This is a genomic window from Caulobacter sp. NIBR2454 (assembly GCF_027474405.1).
GTDB lineage: Bacteria > Pseudomonadota > Alphaproteobacteria > Caulobacterales > Caulobacteraceae > Caulobacter.
Genome location: NZ_CP114871.1, coordinates 2,379,814 through 2,397,562, shown reverse-complemented (window position 1 = coordinate 2,397,562; position 17,749 = coordinate 2,379,814). Strand labels below are relative to the sequence as shown.

Here is a 17,749-nt window from a genome sequence, read left to right as displayed (position 1 = left end):
AGCCCACAAGTGTGGGCCGGAGCATTTCACGGGCATAACCGCTCCTCGGCTAATGCTCGCCAGCAACGAGCGAGCGATCTTGACCCGCATAACGCGAAATCGTCCACTGCAGATGCAGGGACGCTTCCGATTTTTAGTCTTGGCTGGGTGTCTATTGAGCGGCCCCTACGAGCCCGACGATCGGGCGCGGCGCGATGTGCGCCGCGCCTGCCGTATTTAGACGATGTCTCCCGACGCCATATCGGTGACGCCGCTAAGTTTGATGACGGTGGTGACACCGTCGCCATCTGCGTCCGTCGCTAGATACCCGTCCGCGCCTACCACGCCGAAGTAGTATTGAACGGTTCCATTGAGGGCCGTGTCCGCGGCGGCGATGAACGCGGTCAGATCGACCGCCGGAGGCAGGACTTCCTGATAGTTGGCCAATGTGCCTGCGACAGTGAAGTCCAGGGTGTCGGCGCCGGAGACAAAGCCGCCGGCGATTTCGTCCGTGATGGCGGTGAGCACCACGTCTGTGTCCGCATCGACGCCGCTGAACACGTAGCGGTCCGATCCTGTGCCGCCGTTCAGTATGTCAACGCCGGCGCCGCCGTCCAGAACGTCTGCGTTCGTGCCGCCTGCAAGAGTGTCCGCGCCCGACCCGCCGGTTAGGGTGATCGAGGTTGTAAAGGCGCCGGCATCGACGATGACGCCGCCGTTGCCGCTGTTGGTGACGCTGGAAATGCCCGCGGCCATGCCTTGGGCGCCGAGCGTGACGTTGGATGCGCCCGTCAGATCAAGCACATCGACCCCGGTCACGCTGGTGAAGGCGACGCCCGCCAGGGTTCCGCTGACCCGCATGATGTCGGTGCCTGCGCCGGCCGAGATGGTGTCGGTCGAAGTCAGGTTCGTGCCCATGACGATGACGTCCGCGCCGGCGCCGGTGGTGATGGTGTCATTGCCGGCTCCCGACGTAACCAGATTATCCCCGTCGCCGGCGGAGATGGTGTCATTGCCCGCGCCGCCCGTGATGGTGTCGTTGCCGGAGCCGGTGGTCAGCGTGTTGTTGCCGTCGCCGCCGTTGATGACGTTGACCCCGTCGCCTGCGTTGACCGTGTCATCGCCCATGCCGGTGGTGATGGTGTCGTTGCCCGGACCCGTGGTGATTGTGTTCGATCCCGGCCCAGCGGTGATGATGTTGTCCCCGGTCATCGCGACAAAGACGTTGTCGCCAGCGCCAAGGTTGGTTGTCACCGGAGTCGGACCGCCGCCGCCGCCGTCATCCTCGTCTTCGTCCGGGTCAGGGACGACCACCGGATCAGGCGGCGTGGGGGAGCCGACCGGCGGGACGGTCACGGGCGTCGAGGGATAGGCCAGCAGCAAATCCTGACTATAGACAGCGGTCCCGTCCATGAGGGCCAGGCTGTAGCGGTTCATAGCCGCGGCATAGACGCCGACGTCGGCCTTCATCGCTTCGGCGATGATGTAGCCGACCACGCCGGCCTTCGCCGCCAGATCCTGTTGCGCTGGCGTGCTGGTGGGGAAGTTCTGGTTGGCGAGCGCTGTGAAATAGGCTGCGCGGCTGCTGATATCGGCTTTCGCCGCGAGAGCATTGATGCCGGCCGCTGCAGCGTAGGTGGAGCCGATGATCTTCTCATAGGCGGCATCGACGGTCTGGCTGAAGCTCAGCAGTCCGTAGGTAGCGGTAAAGCTTGCGGCGCCTTCTCCAACTACACCCAGGTTAGTAGAGAAGTTGATGTAGCGGTTCTCGAGATTGAAGCCCGAATAGTAGGCATCGTTCAGGTCGGTTGGGTTGGTTCCTGAATTGACGAGATAGGCTAGGCCCGCGGCGCTGGGAACTTCGCCGGTGTGGAACTGATAGGTGAGGGCGGCGACCGCCGTGTCCTTATCAGCACCGTTGATCAGGAAGGCGCGGGCGGAGGCGTCAGTGCGCAGGCCAGCGATCGTTTCGGCCGAGATCGCATCGAGGACGATGCCGGTAGCCTGATCAGGAACAAGCGTGGTGTGAAGGGCGGAATACATCGCACGCATCTGCGGTGCCGAATAGGACATGTTTTGGCCTGTAAAAACTAGAGATATCCACATTTGTGGACAATCAAATCTAGTATTGCAGGTTGTATAGTACCATAAAACAACGATAGCAAATATTATTGCAAGAAATATTATGTAATTGCGAAGCTTGTTATTTATTCAATCTATTTCTGTGCGCTCAATATTGTTCCATTTTATTTTTACTTGATCTGAAAGCGCGCGAATTTTCTGTGGCGATTAGTCTCGGCCGCACAAAGCCATGCTGTGTTGGCTTTTCGCGTTGGCTATTGCGCCATGTCGTAGAGCGCGCAGCGCCACAAACGCTGGCGGTCGGTAGTGAGTAAGCGTCTTATTGGAGAAGGGTGGCGGTGAGAGAGGGATTCGAACCCTCGATAGAGTTTCCCCTATACACGCGTTCCAGGCGTGCGCCTTCAACCACTCGGCCACCTCACCAGCACACTGGAATCGGGGGCGGTTGAAACCCCCGGCGCAGGAAGGCGCGCAATATACTCAGGGGGGCTCGCGTAGCAAGCGCGTATCTTGGCCATCTGTGAAGCTGGCGGGAAAGGGCTGCGATCCCTATTTTATGCGGGACTTCTTTCCCTCTCCCCCGAGGCCCTGATGCTGTTCGCCAAGAAGACCCTGGACCTGCCCACCGCCGACGCCGCCCTGCCGGGCCGGCCCGAGCCGATCCCCACCGCCCAGACCCATTTCGTCAACGGCCATCCTCTGAAGGGGCCGTACCCCGATGGCCTGGAGACCGCCGTGTTCGGCATGGGCTGCTTCTGGGGCGTGGAGCGGATCTTCTGGAAGCTGCCGGGCGTCTATGTGACCGCCGCCGGCTATGCGGGCGGGATCACCCCGAACCCGACCTATGAGGAAGCCTGCAGCGGGCGCACCGGCCACACCGAGGTGGTGCTGGTGGTCTATGACCCCAAGGTCATCACCTACGATGCTCTGCTGAAGACCTTCTGGGAGAACCATGACCCGACCCAGGGCATGCGCCAGGGCAATGACATCGGAACCCAGTACCGCTCGGCCCTCTATGTTGAGAACGACGCCCAGGCCTCCGCCGCGGCGGCGTCCAAGGCGGCTTACCAGCAGGCGCTGTCGGACAAGGGCCTCGGCGCCATCAGCACCGAGATCGCCCAGGCCGGGCCGTTCTACTTCGCCGAGGACTATCACCAGCAATACCTGGCCAAGAACCCGAACGGCTATTGCGGCATCGGCGGCACCGGCGTCGTCTGCCCGATTGGCGTGGGCGTCGACGCCTGACGAGCGGGCGCTAGGACTTCCGCTCTGACGGCGGGCGGTCGGCTGGGTGCGGCGCGCCTTCCAGAAGCAGGCGGATCTTGCGCACGGCTGAGGAGGCGCGACTGCGACGCTGGCGCCATAGCAACAGGAACATCGCCCCGGCGATGGCAAAGCTGAAGGCGATCGGGCCCAGCAGCCACGCCGCCGCCGCCAGGGCGAAGTAGTAGCCACGGACGCCGGCGTTGAACGCCGACAGGGCGGGGTTCAGAAGCTCGGCCGTCGCTTCGCCGTAGGCGCGCGCCAGTTCCGGCGGCGCGTCCTGCGGGGCGGCGCCGATGGCGGCCAGGCAGTAGTTCATCTGCCGGATCGCCCAGATGAAATCGAGCAGGCCGCGCGCCAGCGCCACCAGCACCAGGGCCAGCTTGGCCTCGAACAGCATACGGGTCGCGGGGGCCAGCACCGCCAGCCCCTCGATGCTCTTCCACGTGGTGTCGCCGCCGAACAGCACACCCGCCGCCGCCGCGATCAGCAGCAGGTTCGACGAGGCGAAGAAGGACGCCGAGTTGATGGCGTGGCCTAGCAGTTGCCCGTCCAGCAAGGTGATCTCGCGCACGGCCATCTCGCTCATCCAGCCGCGGCGGATGACGGTCATGTCTGTGTTGATGACCCCGCCGCCCTGGCCGAGCCAGCGCAGCAGCGGTTCATAGAACAGCCAGCAGAACAGGAAGACGATAAGGACCGCGACGTCGAACAGGGGCATGGCTCAATCCTCCACGATTCGGCTGTGGCGCGCGGTGTCCTTCAGGATCAGGGCGACCACGAAGGCGACCGCCATGATCGCGGTGACGTACAGATAGAAGCCGCTCTCGGCGCCGGCCGCCTTGAACGACAGGGCCACCGATTCCGCCGTCCCGCCGAACACCGCGTTGGCTAGGGCATAGGGGAGGGCCACCCCAAGGGCGCGGACGTGGACGGGAAACAGCTCGGCCTTGATGACCGCGCTGATCGCGGTGTAGCCCGACAGGATCAACAGCGCCGACAGCATCAGGCCGAACGCGGCCCAAGTGCTGTTCGTGCCGGCGATGGTCGTCATGATCGGCCAAGTCAGGGCCGAACCCAGTCCGAAGGCGCCGACCAGCATGGTCTTGCGCCCCACCTTGTCCGACAGCCAGCCGACCAGCGGCTGGGCGACCATGAAGCAGAACAGGGCCCCGGCGCTGATCTCGGTCGCCTGGTTCTTGGTGAAGCCCGAGGTGTTGACCAGAAACTTCTGCATGTAGGTGGTGAAGGCGTAGAAGCCGAGGGAGCCGCCCGCGGTCAGGCCCAGGATCATCAGGGTCTCGCGGGGGTGATGCAGGAACAGCATCATGGTCTTGCCCCGCGGCGCGCCGCCGGCGGCCTGGGCGTTGGTGAAGGCGGCGCTCTCTTCGAGTCCGCGCCGGATCCAGAACACCACAACGGCCAGCAGCGCCCCGATGAAGAACGGGATGCGCCAGCCCCATTCGGCCAAGGCCTCGGCGGGCATCAGCCTTTGAAGGGCGATCAGCACGCCAAGCGCGATCAGTTGCCCCGCGATCAGGGTCACGTACTGGAAGCTGGACCAGAAGCCGCGCCGAGCCTTGCCGGCCATCTCGGACATGTAGGTGGCGCTGGCGCCGTACTCGCCGCCAACCGACAGACCCTGGAGAATCCGGGCGAGCAGCAGAATAATCGGCGCGGCCGCCCCGATCTGATCGAAACCGGGGGTGAGGGCGATGACCAGGGCCCCGGCGCACATCATCGCCACAGACACCGACAGGGCCGCGCGCCGTCCGGCCCGATCTGCGTAGACGCCCATTATCCAGGCGCCCAGGGGTCTGGCCAGGAAGCCCACGGCGAAGATCGCCGCCGCCTGCAGTAGTTGCGCGGTCTGGTCGCCCTTGGGGAAGAAGATCGGCGCGAAATAGAGGGAGAAGGAGGAGTAGGCGAACCAGTCGTACCACTCGACTAGGTTACCCGCCGAGCCGCCGAGGATGGCCTTGAGTCTAGCCTGGGGCGTCAGGGATACGGACGTGGGGGGCGGAAGCTCTCCGCCGTCGGCGACGCCCGTTTCAGACATGGAATTCCCCCACCGCTTCCCAACCCAGGCATCAGCCTAGGCGAAGTCGCGGCGGGGGTGAAATCCCTAGATCCTGCCGAGCAGCACCAGGATGATGATGATCACGAGCACCAGGCCCAGGCCGCCCGACGGGAAGTAGCCCCACGAACGCGAATAGCCCCAAGACGGCAGGGCGCCGATGAGAGCCAGGATCAGGATAATGATCAGGATGGTGCCAAGCATGGTCGTCTCCTACCTGCGCCGCCCCTCATGGCGCCGCTTCGGCTGGAGAACCCGCAGTGGGCGCGCCGGTTCCGTCCCTAGCTTGGCGCGTCTTCGGGCCGGTGCAGCCCCACATGCCAGAGCAGACCGATGAACGCCCCCTTGATCCTGGGCAGGAGAAGCAGGGTCAGGACGGCCAGGGGAATGAGCGTCAAAGGCAGGGTCACCGCCACGGGCCATTCCCAGACGAATGGGAAGAACAACAGCGGCGCGACGATCAGATGCCCCACCAGCAGGATCGTCACATAGGCCGGGCCGTCGTCGGCTGGATAGCGGGCCAACTCCTGGCCGCAGGCCTCGCAGTCGTGATCGACCTTCAGGTAGCGCCTGTAGAGCCGCCCCTGGCCACAGGCCGGACATTTGTGGGCTAGGCCCCGGCGCATGGCCCTGATCAGGCCGGGCATGCCGTCCGAAGGCAGGTCGGTATCGCTCATCGGGCGGATATGCACCTGGGAACGTTCAGGGGAAAGGGGACCGATAGTCGCAAGCCTGGCTTAGCGGAACCGCTGTGGTCGTGCGCTGTTCTCCAAGGCGAACAAGGAAACGCGCCATGACCCCGGCCCCGACGCCCAATAACGACAATCAGCTCAAGGATGCCCTGGAGCGAGCCACCGCGCCGAATGGCGAGCAGGAAGGCGAGATCGCCGCTGATGACGCCGGCGCGAGCACCTTGGCCGAGAAGATCGCTCGCAATTCGGAAGAGCGGCACATCGAGAAGGATGAGAAGGCCGGCCTCGCCGAAGAGGCCTCGCGTCAAAGCGACGCTTGAGCCCTTTTCGCCCTTTTCCCGCCGCGAGGCGCTTCTAGCGTGTAGACATCAGTTGAGTGAGGGATGCGCGCCATGAATCGTCTGACCGGAGCCATCCTCGCCCTAAGCCTCGCTGCTGCGGCTCCGGCGCTGGCGAACGAAGAGGTTATCGCCACCCGGCCGCCGGAGCTGCCTGCTGACGCACCAGCTGCTCGGCCGGCGACCGAGCCGGTCTTCAAGCCGATGACGACTTCCGAACAGATCGCCGGCTATCTGGCCTCTTCGCCCGACGCGGTGGACGAGACCTCGCCCGACGCCATGCTGCGCCGCGACCTGTCGCGCTATCTGAGCCCTACCTCCAAGACCCGTATGGATCGTCAGATGCATGGGGAAGTCACCGCCATGATCGGCACGGGCGGCGCTCGCGGAGCTTGGGGCACGGTCGCTCTGCCCGTGGGCGAGACCGGGGTCGTCACCCTTTCGGGAGGCCAGAGCCGCAACCTCTACCGAGGTTATCCTGGCTATCCCGGCTACTACGGCGGCTGGCGCGGCGGACCGTACGGCGAGGACCTCTACGAGCGTTCGTTCGGCCTCGAGTTCATGTCCGACGCGCCGATCCCGTAGCGGGCGGCGGCAATATCACCGCTTGGCGTCTTCCGCGGTGCCGGTGACCGCACGGCCGGCGGCCGAAACGTCACGACCGACGCCCGAGATCGTGTTGCAGGCCGTGGCGGTCAGCAGAACGGCCAGAAGGGCGGCGGGGACAAGAACCTTGCGCATCATGAAGCTCCACTGTGAGTGAAGCTGAGCTTTAACCGCGACCGGCCTGAATCGTCAAAGCGAGTGCGCGCGGCGCGGGTCGTAGAAGCGGAATTTTCGACCGTCGCTCCACAAAATTGTACGGCGCGCCGTTTGGTCTCTTGCGTTGCAATATCCAAGGCTATGGAATGTCTTCACGGGCGGCGTTCACGCTTGCAGGTTGCGCGGGATGGGGCCCGCTGCCGAAAGCGACGTGACTTCCGACCGGTGGGGGAGGCCATGGGCCTCGTTTTTCAAGGGGTTTGACGCCATGCGTGCGCTCGCCGCCATAGCTGCACTTTCTGTTCTCGCCGTCGCCGGCCAAGCCTCGGCCGACGACCTCGTCTACAAGCACAGGAGAGGGAATGAGACCCTCGCACCTTATGACGGCTTTGCGCTCTGGCAGATTCAGGCCCGCTGCGCCGGTCTGATGGATGGCCTTGCCGCCTTCGACGCCGCGCGGTCGCGAAGCACCGAGAAGAGCGCCGCCGCCGCTCAGTACTTCCATGCGGAGTCGGTGCGTCGCTATCGTCTGGATCGCAAGGTCGGTACAAGTGAAGCCGACGCCGCCCTGGCATCCTACATCGCCCTTGGCCGCAAGACCTTCGACGACGCTGTCGCCGAACGCGCTGCAAGTACCGGCCGCAGCCCTGCGAACATGTATCTCAGCGAATGCGCCACGGTGGGCCAGGAGTTCTCGCCGCCCATGGCTGAGCCGCCGAAAATCCTGATTTCGGACAACGCCGGCGATCAGGTGGTCTGCAAGAAGGTCGAGCAGGTCGGCTCCCGTATGGGCAAGCGCGTCTGCAAGACCAGGCAGGACATGCTTGAGGAAGAACGCGAGACCAAGGAAATTCAGCGCAGGATGATTGAGCTGGGCGGCTGCCGGAACGCCAACGGCTGCTAGTAGTCTCAGACATTGCGTGACGGGGAAGGGCGCGGAGCGATCCGCGCCCTTTTCTATACGCCGGCGCCGCCCTTGATCAGGCTGGCGCGCTCCTCGGCGGTCAGCACCCGCCAGCGACCTTCGGGCAAGTCGCCCAAGGTCAAATCGCCGACCCGCACGCGCAGCAGGTCTACGACGCGCAATTCGACTAGGTCGCACATGCGGCGGATCTGGCGGTTGCGGCCTTCCTTCAGGACGAAGCGAAGGGTCTGGCCTTCAACCACATCGACCCTAGCCTGCTTTAGCTTGCGCCCGTCCAATTCGAGGCCCCAGCGCAGCAGCGCCAGCTTGCGGGCGTCGATCATGCCCGCCACACGGACCAGATACTCCTTCTCCAGCTCGGAAGCCGGGCCGATCACGGCCTTGGCCACCACTCCGTCCTCCGACAGGATCAGCAGGCCGCGAGAGTCCTGATCCAGGCGACCAACGGGGGCGAACTTGTTGGCGAAGCTGGGGATCGATGGACTTTGGCCGTACAGGGCGCCTCGCGTCAGCAGTCGGACCGCCGGAATCTGCTCGCCCTCCGGCGTGCCTGAGACCACGCCCACCGGCTTGTGCAGCATGACGGTCAGCGCGCTTTCCAGCTTGGCCGTCGCGCGGTCGGCCAGGACGAGCGTCTGGCCGGGCAGGATTTTGCGGCCGACGTCGGTGACCGTCTCGCCGTCGATGGAGACCAGGCCGTCCGCGATCAGCCCCTCGGCCTCGCGGCGAGAGCACACGCCGCTCTGGGCCAGCCAGCGGTTAACCCGCTGGGGTTCGGCGTCGTCATAGCGTCGGGTCCAGGCCATGGCCGCCTTCTAGGCATCCCGCGCCTTGGCCGCAGCAAAAATCCGTCTCATCCTGCGTCCAACGAACAGGGAGCGGCCAAGCCGCACGGGGGAAAGATGATCACGATCACGCGGGGCGGCATGGCATCCAATCTCGTCCTGCTGGCGGCCGTCGTCGCGGGCGTCAGCTACATGGCGTCCTGGAACATGGACCTGCCGCTCGCCGCCAGCGCCGCCTGGAAGGGCGCGGCGGTCAGCCTGCTGGCGCTCTATGCGGGGCTGAGAGCCGAAGGACGGGACGGCTGGTTGTTATGCGCGGCCTTGGCCTTCTATGCCCTGGGCGACGTGCTGCTGGAGGTGATCGGCCTGACGCGAGGCGCGGTGGCGTTCTTGATCGGGCATCTGGTGGCGATCGCGCTGTACTGGCGGAACAGGGATCGGCGTCTGACAATGGCTCGGCTGGTGGCGGCTCTCGCGATCGTGCCGGCGACGGTGGTGATCTCCTATCTGCTGCCGGCCGACAGGAGCTTTGCTCCCGGCGTGGCCTTCTACGCCTTTGGCCTGTCGCTGATGGCGGCCGCGGCGATCGCCAGCCGGTTCAACAGGGCGGGCGTGGGCCTGGGCGCGGTGCTGTTCGTGATCTCCGACCTGCTGATCTTCGCCAGGGCGGGGCCGCTTGAGGGAGAGGCCTGGGTCGGGTTCGGCGTCTGGGGGCTCTATCTGGCCGCGAACCTGCTCATCTGCCTGGGGGTCACCCGGGTCCTGAGCAGAAAATATTGAGGCGCCTGTCGGATCGCGGGGCGTTTCCACGTCCTAGGAACAGCAACAAGCAAGAGGAGACATCCCATGGCCTATGTCGACGGGTTCGTTCTGGCGGTCAGCAAGGACAAAATGGACGCCTACAAGGAGATGGCGGAACTGGGCCGCACGGTCTGGATGGAGCATGGCGCGCTATCCTACGTCGAGGCCAAGGCCGATGACGTGCCCTATGGCGAGCTGACCTCTTTCCCTCGCGCCGTGCAGGCGAAGGACGATGAGGTCGTGATCTTCTCGTTCGCCACCTATCGTGACCGCGCTCATCGCGACGAAGTCATGGCCAAGGTCATGGCCGATGAACGGATGAAGCCGGACATGGAGAACATGCCCTTCGACGGCAAGCGCATGATCTTTGGCGGCTTCGAGGTCTTCGTTCAGGCCTGAGCGCGCGATTGTTGCGGCATGACGCCCCGCGTGCGCACGCGGTGATTGGAGTGCGCCGCCGCCTGCTTTAACGTCCTCCCCATCGGGCCCCAGCGGCCGGGGAGGACGTGCGTGCGTTTGTCGGGGCTGAAGATCGAGCGCGAGGCCCTGTTCGTCGTGCTGGGCACCCAGGCCCTGATCGACGCCGTCCTGACCATGCGCGCCGTGGTCAACGGCTATCCACCCAAGTGGTGGCACATCCCCGCCGAGGTGCTCGCCTACGCGGTTCTTTGCGCCGCCGCCTATCTGATGTTCCTGGCCATCGAGGCGGGTGGCCGAAGGTTCGGCCTGGCGGGGCGGATCGCGGCGGCTCTGGTGTCGGCCTTCATAGCGGCGCTTGTCCACGTGCCGATCCTGATGCTGGTCTTCCGGCACATGACCGATTATCCGCAGCGCGCGTGGGAAGAGATCTGGTCGCTCAGCTACATCTACGCGGTGGCCATGCCGTTCCTGTTCACGGGCGCGGCCCTGGTGGCCTACAGTTTCTGGCGCGACGTCCAGGCCCGCGAGCGCCAGCTGGCCGAGACCCAGCGCCTGGCGCAGGAGGCGCAGCTGGTCGCCCTGCGCTATCAGATCAATCCGCACTTCCTGTTCAACACCCTGAACGCGATCTCGGCGCTGGTGCTGGACCATCGCAACGCCGCGGCCGAGACCATGCTGCTGCGGCTGTCGGCCTTCTTCCGCCTGACCCTGACGCTGGAGCCCACCGAGGCCATCGTCTTGTCTCGCGAGATCGAGCTTCAGCGCACTTATCTCGATATCGAGCAGGCCCGGTTCACCGACGCCCTGGACGTGGCCGTCGATCTGCCGCCGGCGCTGGAGAACGCCCTGGTCCCGGCCCTGATCCTCCAGCCGCTGGTGGAGAACGCGGTCAAGTACGGTCTGGACGGAGAGGCCGGCCGCGCCCGCATCGCCATCGCCGCCCGGGCGGAAGGCGAGGTGCTGGTGCTGGAGGTGACCAACACCGTCCTGCGCACCAACGCGCCCGGCGCCGGGATCGGCCTACGCAACGTGGCCGAGCGCCTGGCCGCCGAGTATGGCGACGAGGCGAACATGAGCGTGGACGATTCCGTCGCCGGCCGCTTCCACGTGGCCCTGACCCTGCCGCTGCGCCTCGCGCCGCCCCGGCTGGAGGCCCGCCGCCCCGCCATCGCGGCCGTGGCCTGACCCGTGTCACGGAATCAGTGATGATGTTCCTGCCCGAGATGTCCGGCGGGCGTCCTGTGAGGCGACCATGAAACCGCCAGTCAAACGCCTTTCCGACCTCAAGGGCGGCACGCCCAAGGGCGCGGCCCAAAGCACCACCTTCGCCCCGCCGACGCCGAAGGTGTCGCGCCAGAAGAAGGCCAAGGTCCTGACGCCGGCCGAGAAGGCCGCCTTCCTCGCTTCCCGGCCCGACCTCAAGGGCTGACCACCCGGACGGCTTAATGAGCAGACACCCCCTAGACCGCCCCATCTGGAGCGCTCTGACCGGCCGCCAGGCCTCCTACGCCATTCCGGGCGGTCGCGCCGCGCGCTTCCACCCCGACGCCGCCGTCTTCGCGGCCGCCGGGGACGACAGCCCAGAGGCCCTGGACGATCTGGCCCGCATCCTGCGCGAGGCCGGGGTGGGCGTCGTGCTGCAGACCGATCCGACCCCGCCGCTGCCTGGTCTGACCGTCGAGAAGCAGGGCGATGTAGTCCAGATGGTGACCGAGCGCCTGGCCAGCCCGACCCCACCGCGCCCCATCGAACCGGCCGTGCGCCTGACCGACGCCGACGCGGCCGAGATGCTGGCCCTGGCCACCCTGACCGAGCCCGGCCCGTTCTTTCCCCAGACCCACCGTCTGGGCGAATTCTGGGGCGTCAAGCAGGACGGGCGCCTGATCGCCATGGCCGGCGAGCGCATGCGGCTGGACGGCTTTACCGAGGTCAGCGGCGTCTGCACCCATCCCGACCATCGCGGCCACGGCCACGGCGCCATGCTGACCTGGCTGGTCGCCTCGCGCATCCTGGCCCGGGGCGAGGCGGCGTTTCTGCACTGCTACATCAGCAACACCGGGGCCGTGGGCCTGTACGAGGCCCTGGGCTTTCGGGTTCGCGCCCAGATGACGGCCAGCTTCCTGCGGGCCGGCTAGAGCCGCACGTCGGGCGTCGGGCCGAAGCGGTTCTCGCCCGCCTCGCCCTTGGCCAGGCCCAGCCAGAGGGTGAAGACCAGCCACACCGACGGGCCGACCAGCAGCACAAGCAGCAGCACGCCCTTGGCGCCCATGCTGGCCGCCTCGCGGGTGAAGAAGGCGCCCATCTGCTCGGAGACCACGATCCCGAGCGCCATCACCGCCACCCCGCACAGCACGCTGGCCGTCGCCAGGGCGAGGGGCGCCAGCTGCGCCCAACCGCTCTGGCCCAGGTCATGCAGCCGCTTGGCGCACAGGGCCGCCCACATCCACAGGGTCGACAGGCTGATGAAGCCGCCGACCACGGGGATCAGCCAGGCGCCCAGACTGATCAGCACCGTCAGCCCCCAACCACGCCAGAACGCCTTGCGGCCGATCCGGCCATGGGGAGACAGCAGCAGGCGGGCGAGGTTCGTCACGGGAGGTCTCGTCGGTGAAGCTTTGCGCGAGTCATAGCGCAGAGTCGGGATTATCCCTCCCTTCTCCCTTGATGGGAGAAGGGTCGGGGATGAGGGTGAAGGCGTTTCAGGATGTGGCGCGGCTGAGTTTCGGCCCGCCGACGCTGTCACCCTAACCCTCGGTCCCTCTCCCATCGAGGGAGAGGGAGGACGTTCACACTCCGTCATCCTCGCCCTTGTGGCGAGGATCCAGACACGGCTGAGGTCTTAGGTTCGCGGAGGTGGAACCGCTCTTGGTCTTTCGGCCCACGCGGAGTCTCTGGACCCTAGGCACAAGGCCTAGGGTGACGGGGTTGAGTTGAGCTCTCTTCACCCGCTCATCCCGGCGAAGGCCGGGATCCAAGCTGAGAGTCAGTATGGGCCCCGGCCTTCGCCGGGGTGAGCGGCGGTTGGGGCACAGCGGCGCACCCCCACGGGAAATCCCGCGAGGTTGGAAGGGCGACGGAGCGTGCGGGCCTTCGCCCGGATGTGAGTAGTGCGAATACCGTTTCGACGAAGATCGAACGCTCCGCGCGGTCATTATCCGGGAGCCGCCGGTAGGCAGCGCTCTTAGCGCTTAGCCGGCAAAGCCTCCGACGGGCGGGCTCCCCCAGCGTGGGAGTCCCCGGACCGCGTGAGCAACCCCCTCACGCCTGTCGCCACGCCGCCGATGTCACGCCGCTTTGGGGCGTGAGCAGTGTCCAGACAGAACCGGAAAGGTCCCTCGTTCTCACCACCGACGGTCGCGCTACCCGCTCGACCGCATCCCCATCACAACCCGGCGCTGGCCGAGCGCCCTTCCCGTGATGGAGACGGGGGAAGAGTACGGGAGGTTTTGGGGGAGGGGATAAGGGGGCTGCTATCGCCTGTAATCAGGTCGTCGGACATCACGATCATCGAAAGGCGGACAACGCTCGCACCCAAGTTGTCGCCCCTACAACTCGATCCTGAACCGCAGACTCTCCTGACCGCCGTGCGCGTCCACTTTTTGGAAGCGCTCCACGAAACGGCCGCCGTTGGCCGTGATGACGCGCTGGGAGGCTAGGTTGTCGGGCTGGACGGTCAATTCGACGTAGTCGAGGCCTTCGGCGCGGCAGCGGGGGAGGAGCAGACCTAGCGCGCGGGTGGCGTAGCCGCGCCCGGCTTTCCACGGCACGACGCCGTAGCCGATATGGCCTAGGACATGCGATGGCAGGGTCGAGGTCCCGGGGCTCCAGCGAAAGCTGATCGAACCGCAGAACTCACCGTCCCACAGCCACAGGAAGTAGCCGGGCAGGCGCGGGACGGTCCCGCCGTCCGCCAGCTTGATCGGGGCGCCCTTGGCTTGCGGGTCGTAGAGGCTGTCGAGGAAGCGTGGCGCGTCAGTCGCTATGGCCGTCAGCTGCTCGGTCGCGGCGGCCGCGCCTCGCAGGTTGTCAGGCGACCAGCCGCGTTCAAGCGCATCCACATAGCCGGGCAGATACTCGGCGGATGGGGTGACGAGTTTGAGCGGCGAGATTGGAGACGTCATTTTGCGGATTGATCGATATACGCAGCCGCCTGCGCCGCGATCACCTCGATCAGGTTCCCCATGACGAGGTTCAGGTCGATCAGGTGCAGGCCCATGGTCACGTCGGGCTTGCCGTTCATGATCCACTCGCCCGTCAGGTTTCCGGTTCGCTGATCGTCGGGCTTCGGCGTCGGCGTGACGCTGAGATGGACGCCGTGCTCGTCATTCTCGCATTCGGCGACATAGAAGCCGGGCAGGGTCACGAAGGGTGCGGCAGCAGAGAGGGATGCTCGCGTCCACGGACCTTGAGGCGCGGTGAGGTCAGGAATGATCGTCTCGCCCGATGTGGACAGATACGGCTTCAGCACGCCCGGTCCGCCGGGAAGGGCGGCGGGGTTGGTGCAGAGGGGGGCTTCGTCGCTGAACTTCGGGATTTTGTCGGGCGGGATCAGATTGTCCGCGCGATAGGCGTTGAAGACGATGACGCAACCGATCTGCGACGGCGTCCGGCAGGCGGGGATGGACTTGAAAGTGCCACCCACATCCTTTCCGGTGGGCGCCATCACCCAGGACCCAGGCAGGATGGCGGACAGGAGCTGGGCCTGGACGGGCTTTCCATCAATATCCTTGCGCATCAAGGCACCGAGGATCGCCGCGCCTTGGGAGTGTCCTATGAGGACCACGCCGCGACCATGATTGTGCTGGATGAGGTAGGCGTCCCATGCCGCCTCGACGTCCGCCTGGGCCAAGCCCATCGCTTCGCGAACGCCGGGAAGGGGCTTGCCGGCGCCCGCCGCCTTCATCTGGGTGACCGTGATCTGACGATAGATCGGGGCGAACAGGCGGCAGACGGAGGACAGGCGCGCGAACTGTTGCCGCACCGCGCGGCGTTCCTCCTCGGTGACGGCGGGCAGGGCCGAGACGCCCGGGCTGTTTGAGACCGTGGGGTAGACGTAGAAACAATCGACCTTGGGCGCGACGGCAGGGACAAAGACTTCGCGCCGGGCGGTCCCATCGGCCTCAATGACCAGAGCGGTCAGATCGTCCTTGCAGGCGCCAGGCTTATCGGGACGGCAGACCCAATTTTCGGCCTGCCGGTAGTCTAGTGGTGCGGAGGCGGAGGCGGAGGCGCCGTGCGTCAGACAGAGCGCCAGGAGCGCGACCGAGCCGATTATGTTGAAGCGTCGCATGATGTCCCCGTCTCGGCGGGCAGCATCGCGCGGCTTTCCGCTCACCTCAATGGGGCCTTACGGCGGTTTCGCCTGCACGGCTTTGCCAGTTGAAACTCAGCTGCCCCCTCACCCTTACCCTCTCCCCCAGAGGGGGCGAGGGGATTTAGGCGGAAGCGCCGCCGATCCAGGTTTCGATGACGTTCAGCTGGTCGTCGGCGGCCACGAGGTCGGCGCGCAGGCCGGGGGCGATGGCGCCGGTTTCGGCTGACAGGCCCAGGAAGGCGGCGGGGCTGCGGGCGGCCATGTTGGCGGCTTGGGGCAGGGTCAGGCCCGTCATGGCGACGGCGTTGCGCACGGCGCCGGCCATGTCGAGGTCGGAGCCGGCCAGGGTGCCGTCGGCCGCGCGGCAGACGCCGTCGGCGGCGACGATCTCACGCCCCTGGAGGGTGAAGCGCTTGGGGCCGCCGACGCTGGGCATGGCGTCGCTGACCAGCATGAAGCGGTCGTGCGGGCGGCTGGCCAGGGCGATGCGCAGGGTGGCGGGGTGGACGTGGACGCCGTCGACGATGATCCCGCACCAGGCCGCGCTTTCCAGCGCCGCGCCGACCACGCCGGGGGCGCGGCTGGTCAGCGGCGACATGGCGTTGAACAGGTGGGTGGCGCCGGTCGCGCCATTGGCGAAGGCGGCGGCGGCGGTCTGGTAGTCGGCGTTGGTGTGGCCGGCCGCGACGATGATCCCCGCATCGGCCAGGCGCCGGATCTCGTGCGGGGTGGTCATTTCTGGCGCGAGGGTGACCAGGGTGCGGCCGCGCTTGAGCGAGGTGAGAAGGGCGAAGGCCTCGTCGTCCAGCACGCGGAACTTGGAGGCGTCGTGGATGCCCTTGCGCTCGGCGTTGAGGAAGGGACCTTCGATGTGGACGCCCAGAACGCCGGGGACGCCGGCTGCGATGGCGGCGTCGACCGCGGCGATGGCGATGGCGATCACCGACAGGTCGTCGCTGATGAGCGTCGGCAGGAAGCCGGTCGTGCCAAAGGCGCGGTGTGCGGCGCCGATGGCGGCGATGGTCTCGATGGTCGGGGCGTCGTTGAAGAGCACGCCGCCGCCGCCGTTGACCTGGGTGTCGATGAAACCGGGCAGCAGCAGGGCGCCGGCGAGATCGCGGGTCTCGTCAGCCTTCGCCTCGTTCGCGGGAACGATGGCTTGGATGCGTCCGCCCTCGACGAGGACGGCGACGCCCTCGACCAGTTCGTCCCCGATAAGGACGCGGCCATTGACCAGCGCGACAGACATCAGACGGTTTCGGTCACTTTGCGAAGATGGGGCGGCTGGTCCGGATCATAGCCGCGCGCGACCGAAAGCGCGGCAGCCATTCGATAGAAGCTCTGGATGGCGAGCGCCGGCTGCAGGACCGGGTGCGCGGCGATGGCCGGCAGGGCGCCGGGGCCGGTCGCGTCCACGTCGGCGAACAGCAGCTGGGCGCCGCGGGCCTTGAGATCCTCGGCCAGGGCCAGGACGCTGGGGCGGGTCTCGTCGTCCTGGCTGAAGGCGAGGACGGGGAAGCCGGGCTGCACCAGGGCCAGGGGGCCGTGCATGACCTCGGCGGCGCTGAAGGCCTCGGCGTGGAGGCCGCAGGTCTCCTTGAACTTCAGGGCCGCTTCCTGGGCGGCGGCGAAGCCGAGACCGCGCGCGACCACATAGAGGTTGGAGGCGGGGCGCAGGCGATCGACCGCCTCGCTCCAGTCCTGGGTCCAGGCGCGGTCGAGCAGGGCGGGGAGTGTCTGAAGGGCGGCGGACAGCTCGGCGTCCTTCGTCCACTCGGCGGTCAGGTGGGCGATGGCCGACAGGGTGCAGATGTAGGACTTGGTGGCCGCGACGCTGATCTCCGGTCCCGCGTGCAGGGGCAGATAAGCGTCGGCCAGGGCGGCCAGCGGCGAGGCGGCGTCATTGACCAGGGCGACCACGAAGGCGCCGCCGGTCTTGGCCGCCTCGACCGAGGCCAAGAGGTCGGGGCTGCGGCCCGACTGGGAGATGGCCAGATAGAGCACGCCCTCCAGGTCCGACCTGGCGGCATAGACCGAGGCGGTGGACAGGGCGGCCGAGGAGGTGATCAGGCCGACGCGGGTCTCGAACAGGTATTTGGCGAAGGTGGCGGCGTGGTCGGAGCTGCCGCGGGCGCAGGTGACCACGGCGCGAGGCTTCATGGCGCGGAGTTTTTCACCGAGCGCGGCGACGGGCTGGGCGTTGGCGGCCAGCTGGCGCTTCACGGCCGAGGCGGCTTCGGCGGCCTCGGCGAACATGCGGGTGGCTTCTGGCGAGGCCGATCGGGTCAAGACAGTCTCCAGCACGCGTAAT

At 66.6% G+C, this 17,749-nt stretch carries 21 protein-coding genes and 1 tRNA gene; 9 read left to right on the top strand and 13 right to left on the bottom strand.

The window, feature by feature from the left end; all coding sequences use genetic code 11:
* Positions 1–216 precede the first annotated feature (216 nt).
* Both O5K31_RS11805 and O5K31_RS11800 read right to left on the bottom strand, forming a co-directional pair.
* A complete protein-coding gene (locus O5K31_RS11805; protein WP_269713794.1) occupies positions 217–2,022 on the bottom strand; it encodes a hypothetical protein in 1,806 nt (601 codons plus the stop codon).
* A 372-nt stretch (positions 2,023–2,394) separates the two neighbouring features.
* Positions 2,395–2,484, bottom strand: a tRNA-Ser gene (locus O5K31_RS11800).
* A gap of 168 nt (positions 2,485–2,652) precedes the next feature.
* Here O5K31_RS11800 and msrA point away from each other — a divergent pair.
* On the top strand, positions 2,653–3,306 hold the full coding sequence (gene msrA / locus O5K31_RS11795) for a peptide-methionine (S)-S-oxide reductase MsrA (RefSeq protein WP_269713793.1): 654 nt from the start codon (positions 2,653–2,655) through the stop codon (positions 3,304–3,306).
* A gap of 10 nt (positions 3,307–3,316) precedes the next feature.
* On the opposite strand, the gene O5K31_RS11790 is transcribed toward msrA, so the two are convergent.
* From O5K31_RS11790 to O5K31_RS11775, 4 genes are all read right to left on the bottom strand, one after another.
* Complete coding sequence (locus O5K31_RS11790) at positions 3,317–4,045, bottom strand: DUF599 domain-containing protein (protein ID WP_269713792.1); 729 nt, start codon at positions 4,043–4,045, stop codon at positions 3,317–3,319.
* Positions 4,046–4,048: 3 nt separating this feature from the next.
* Positions 4,049–5,383, bottom strand: a complete 1,335-nt coding sequence (locus O5K31_RS11785; protein WP_269713791.1) for an MFS transporter — start codon at positions 5,381–5,383, stop codon at positions 4,049–4,051.
* Positions 5,384–5,449: 66 nt separating this feature from the next.
* Entirely contained in the window at positions 5,450–5,605 is a 156-nt protein-coding gene (locus O5K31_RS11780; protein ID WP_269713790.1) for a DUF3309 family protein, read from the bottom strand.
* A 77-nt stretch (positions 5,606–5,682) separates the two neighbouring features.
* Entirely contained in the window at positions 5,683–6,078 is a 396-nt protein-coding gene (locus tag O5K31_RS11775) for a DUF983 domain-containing protein (protein ID WP_269713789.1), read from the bottom strand.
* 116 nt (positions 6,079–6,194) lie between these two features.
* Here O5K31_RS11775 and O5K31_RS11770 point away from each other — a divergent pair, with 116 nt between their 5' ends.
* Together O5K31_RS11770 and O5K31_RS11765 are read left to right on the top strand one after the other, a co-directional pair.
* Positions 6,195–6,413 (top strand): hypothetical protein, encoded by a 219-nt coding sequence (locus O5K31_RS11770; protein ID WP_269713788.1) that lies wholly within the window; start codon positions 6,195–6,197, stop codon positions 6,411–6,413.
* A 72-nt stretch (positions 6,414–6,485) separates the two neighbouring features.
* Positions 6,486–7,016: a hypothetical protein gene (locus tag O5K31_RS11765; protein ID WP_269713787.1), complete on the top strand. Its 531-nt coding sequence runs from the start codon at positions 6,486–6,488 to the stop codon at positions 7,014–7,016.
* A gap of 15 nt (positions 7,017–7,031) precedes the next feature.
* Here the strand turns inward: O5K31_RS11765 and O5K31_RS11760 are convergent, their stop codons facing one another.
* Positions 7,032–7,172, bottom strand: a complete 141-nt coding sequence (locus tag O5K31_RS11760) for an entericidin A/B family lipoprotein (RefSeq protein WP_269713786.1) — start codon at positions 7,170–7,172, stop codon at positions 7,032–7,034.
* Positions 7,173–7,461: 289 nt separating this feature from the next.
* Here O5K31_RS11760 and O5K31_RS11755 point away from each other — a divergent pair, with 289 nt between their 5' ends.
* Entirely contained in the window at positions 7,462–8,097 is a 636-nt protein-coding gene (locus tag O5K31_RS11755) for a hypothetical protein (protein WP_269713785.1), read from the top strand.
* Between the two features lie 53 nt (positions 8,098–8,150).
* On the opposite strand, the gene O5K31_RS11750 is transcribed toward O5K31_RS11755, so the two are convergent.
* A complete protein-coding gene (locus O5K31_RS11750; protein WP_269713784.1) occupies positions 8,151–8,924 on the bottom strand; it encodes a pseudouridine synthase in 774 nt (257 codons plus the stop codon).
* A 96-nt stretch (positions 8,925–9,020) separates the two neighbouring features.
* Between O5K31_RS11750 and O5K31_RS11745 the strand changes: the two genes are divergently transcribed.
* The 5 genes from O5K31_RS11745 (at position 9,021) to O5K31_RS11725 (ending at position 12,259) form a co-directional block, all read left to right on the top strand.
* Positions 9,021–9,683, top strand: coding sequence for a lysoplasmalogenase family protein (locus O5K31_RS11745; RefSeq protein WP_269713783.1), 663 nt, complete (start codon positions 9,021–9,023; stop codon positions 9,681–9,683).
* Positions 9,684–9,749: 66 nt separating this feature from the next.
* The gene (locus O5K31_RS11740) at positions 9,750–10,103 is read left to right on the top strand and encodes a DUF1428 domain-containing protein (RefSeq protein WP_269713782.1); all 354 of its coding nucleotides are present in this window, start codon (positions 9,750–9,752) and stop codon (positions 10,101–10,103) included.
* A gap of 111 nt (positions 10,104–10,214) precedes the next feature.
* Entirely contained in the window at positions 10,215–11,309 is a 1,095-nt protein-coding gene (locus tag O5K31_RS11735) for a sensor histidine kinase (RefSeq protein ID WP_269713781.1), read from the top strand.
* Between the two features lie 67 nt (positions 11,310–11,376).
* Positions 11,377–11,553, top strand: a complete 177-nt coding sequence (locus O5K31_RS11730; RefSeq protein ID WP_269713780.1) for a hypothetical protein — start codon at positions 11,377–11,379, stop codon at positions 11,551–11,553.
* 16 nt (positions 11,554–11,569) lie between these two features.
* The gene (locus O5K31_RS11725) at positions 11,570–12,259 is read left to right on the top strand and encodes a GNAT family N-acetyltransferase (RefSeq protein ID WP_269713779.1); all 690 of its coding nucleotides are present in this window, start codon (positions 11,570–11,572) and stop codon (positions 12,257–12,259) included.
* On the opposite strand, the gene O5K31_RS11720 is transcribed toward O5K31_RS11725, so the two are convergent.
* From O5K31_RS11720 to O5K31_RS11700, 5 genes are all read right to left on the bottom strand, one after another.
* Entirely contained in the window at positions 12,256–12,717 is a 462-nt protein-coding gene (locus O5K31_RS11720) for a DUF805 domain-containing protein (RefSeq protein WP_269713778.1), read from the bottom strand. The two genes, O5K31_RS11725 and O5K31_RS11720, sit on opposite strands and share 4 nt — an antisense overlap.
* A gap of 952 nt (positions 12,718–13,669) precedes the next feature.
* On the bottom strand, positions 13,670–14,245 hold the full coding sequence (locus O5K31_RS11715; protein ID WP_269713777.1) for a GNAT family N-acetyltransferase: 576 nt from the start codon (positions 14,243–14,245) through the stop codon (positions 13,670–13,672).
* Positions 14,242–15,414 (bottom strand): DUF3089 domain-containing protein, encoded by a 1,173-nt coding sequence (locus tag O5K31_RS11710; RefSeq protein WP_269713776.1) that lies wholly within the window; start codon positions 15,412–15,414, stop codon positions 14,242–14,244. The genes O5K31_RS11715 and O5K31_RS11710 overlap by 4 nt, the downstream gene beginning before the upstream one ends.
* 145 nt (positions 15,415–15,559) lie before the next feature.
* Positions 15,560–16,687, bottom strand: coding sequence for an N-acetylglucosamine-6-phosphate deacetylase (nagA, locus tag O5K31_RS11705; RefSeq protein ID WP_269713775.1), 1,128 nt, complete (start codon positions 16,685–16,687; stop codon positions 15,560–15,562).
* Positions 16,687–17,742, bottom strand: coding sequence for an SIS domain-containing protein (locus O5K31_RS11700; RefSeq protein ID WP_442867706.1), 1,056 nt, complete (start codon positions 17,740–17,742; stop codon positions 16,687–16,689). The genes nagA and O5K31_RS11700 overlap by 1 nt, the downstream gene beginning before the upstream one ends.
* Between the last annotated feature and the right edge of the window lie 7 nt (positions 17,743–17,749).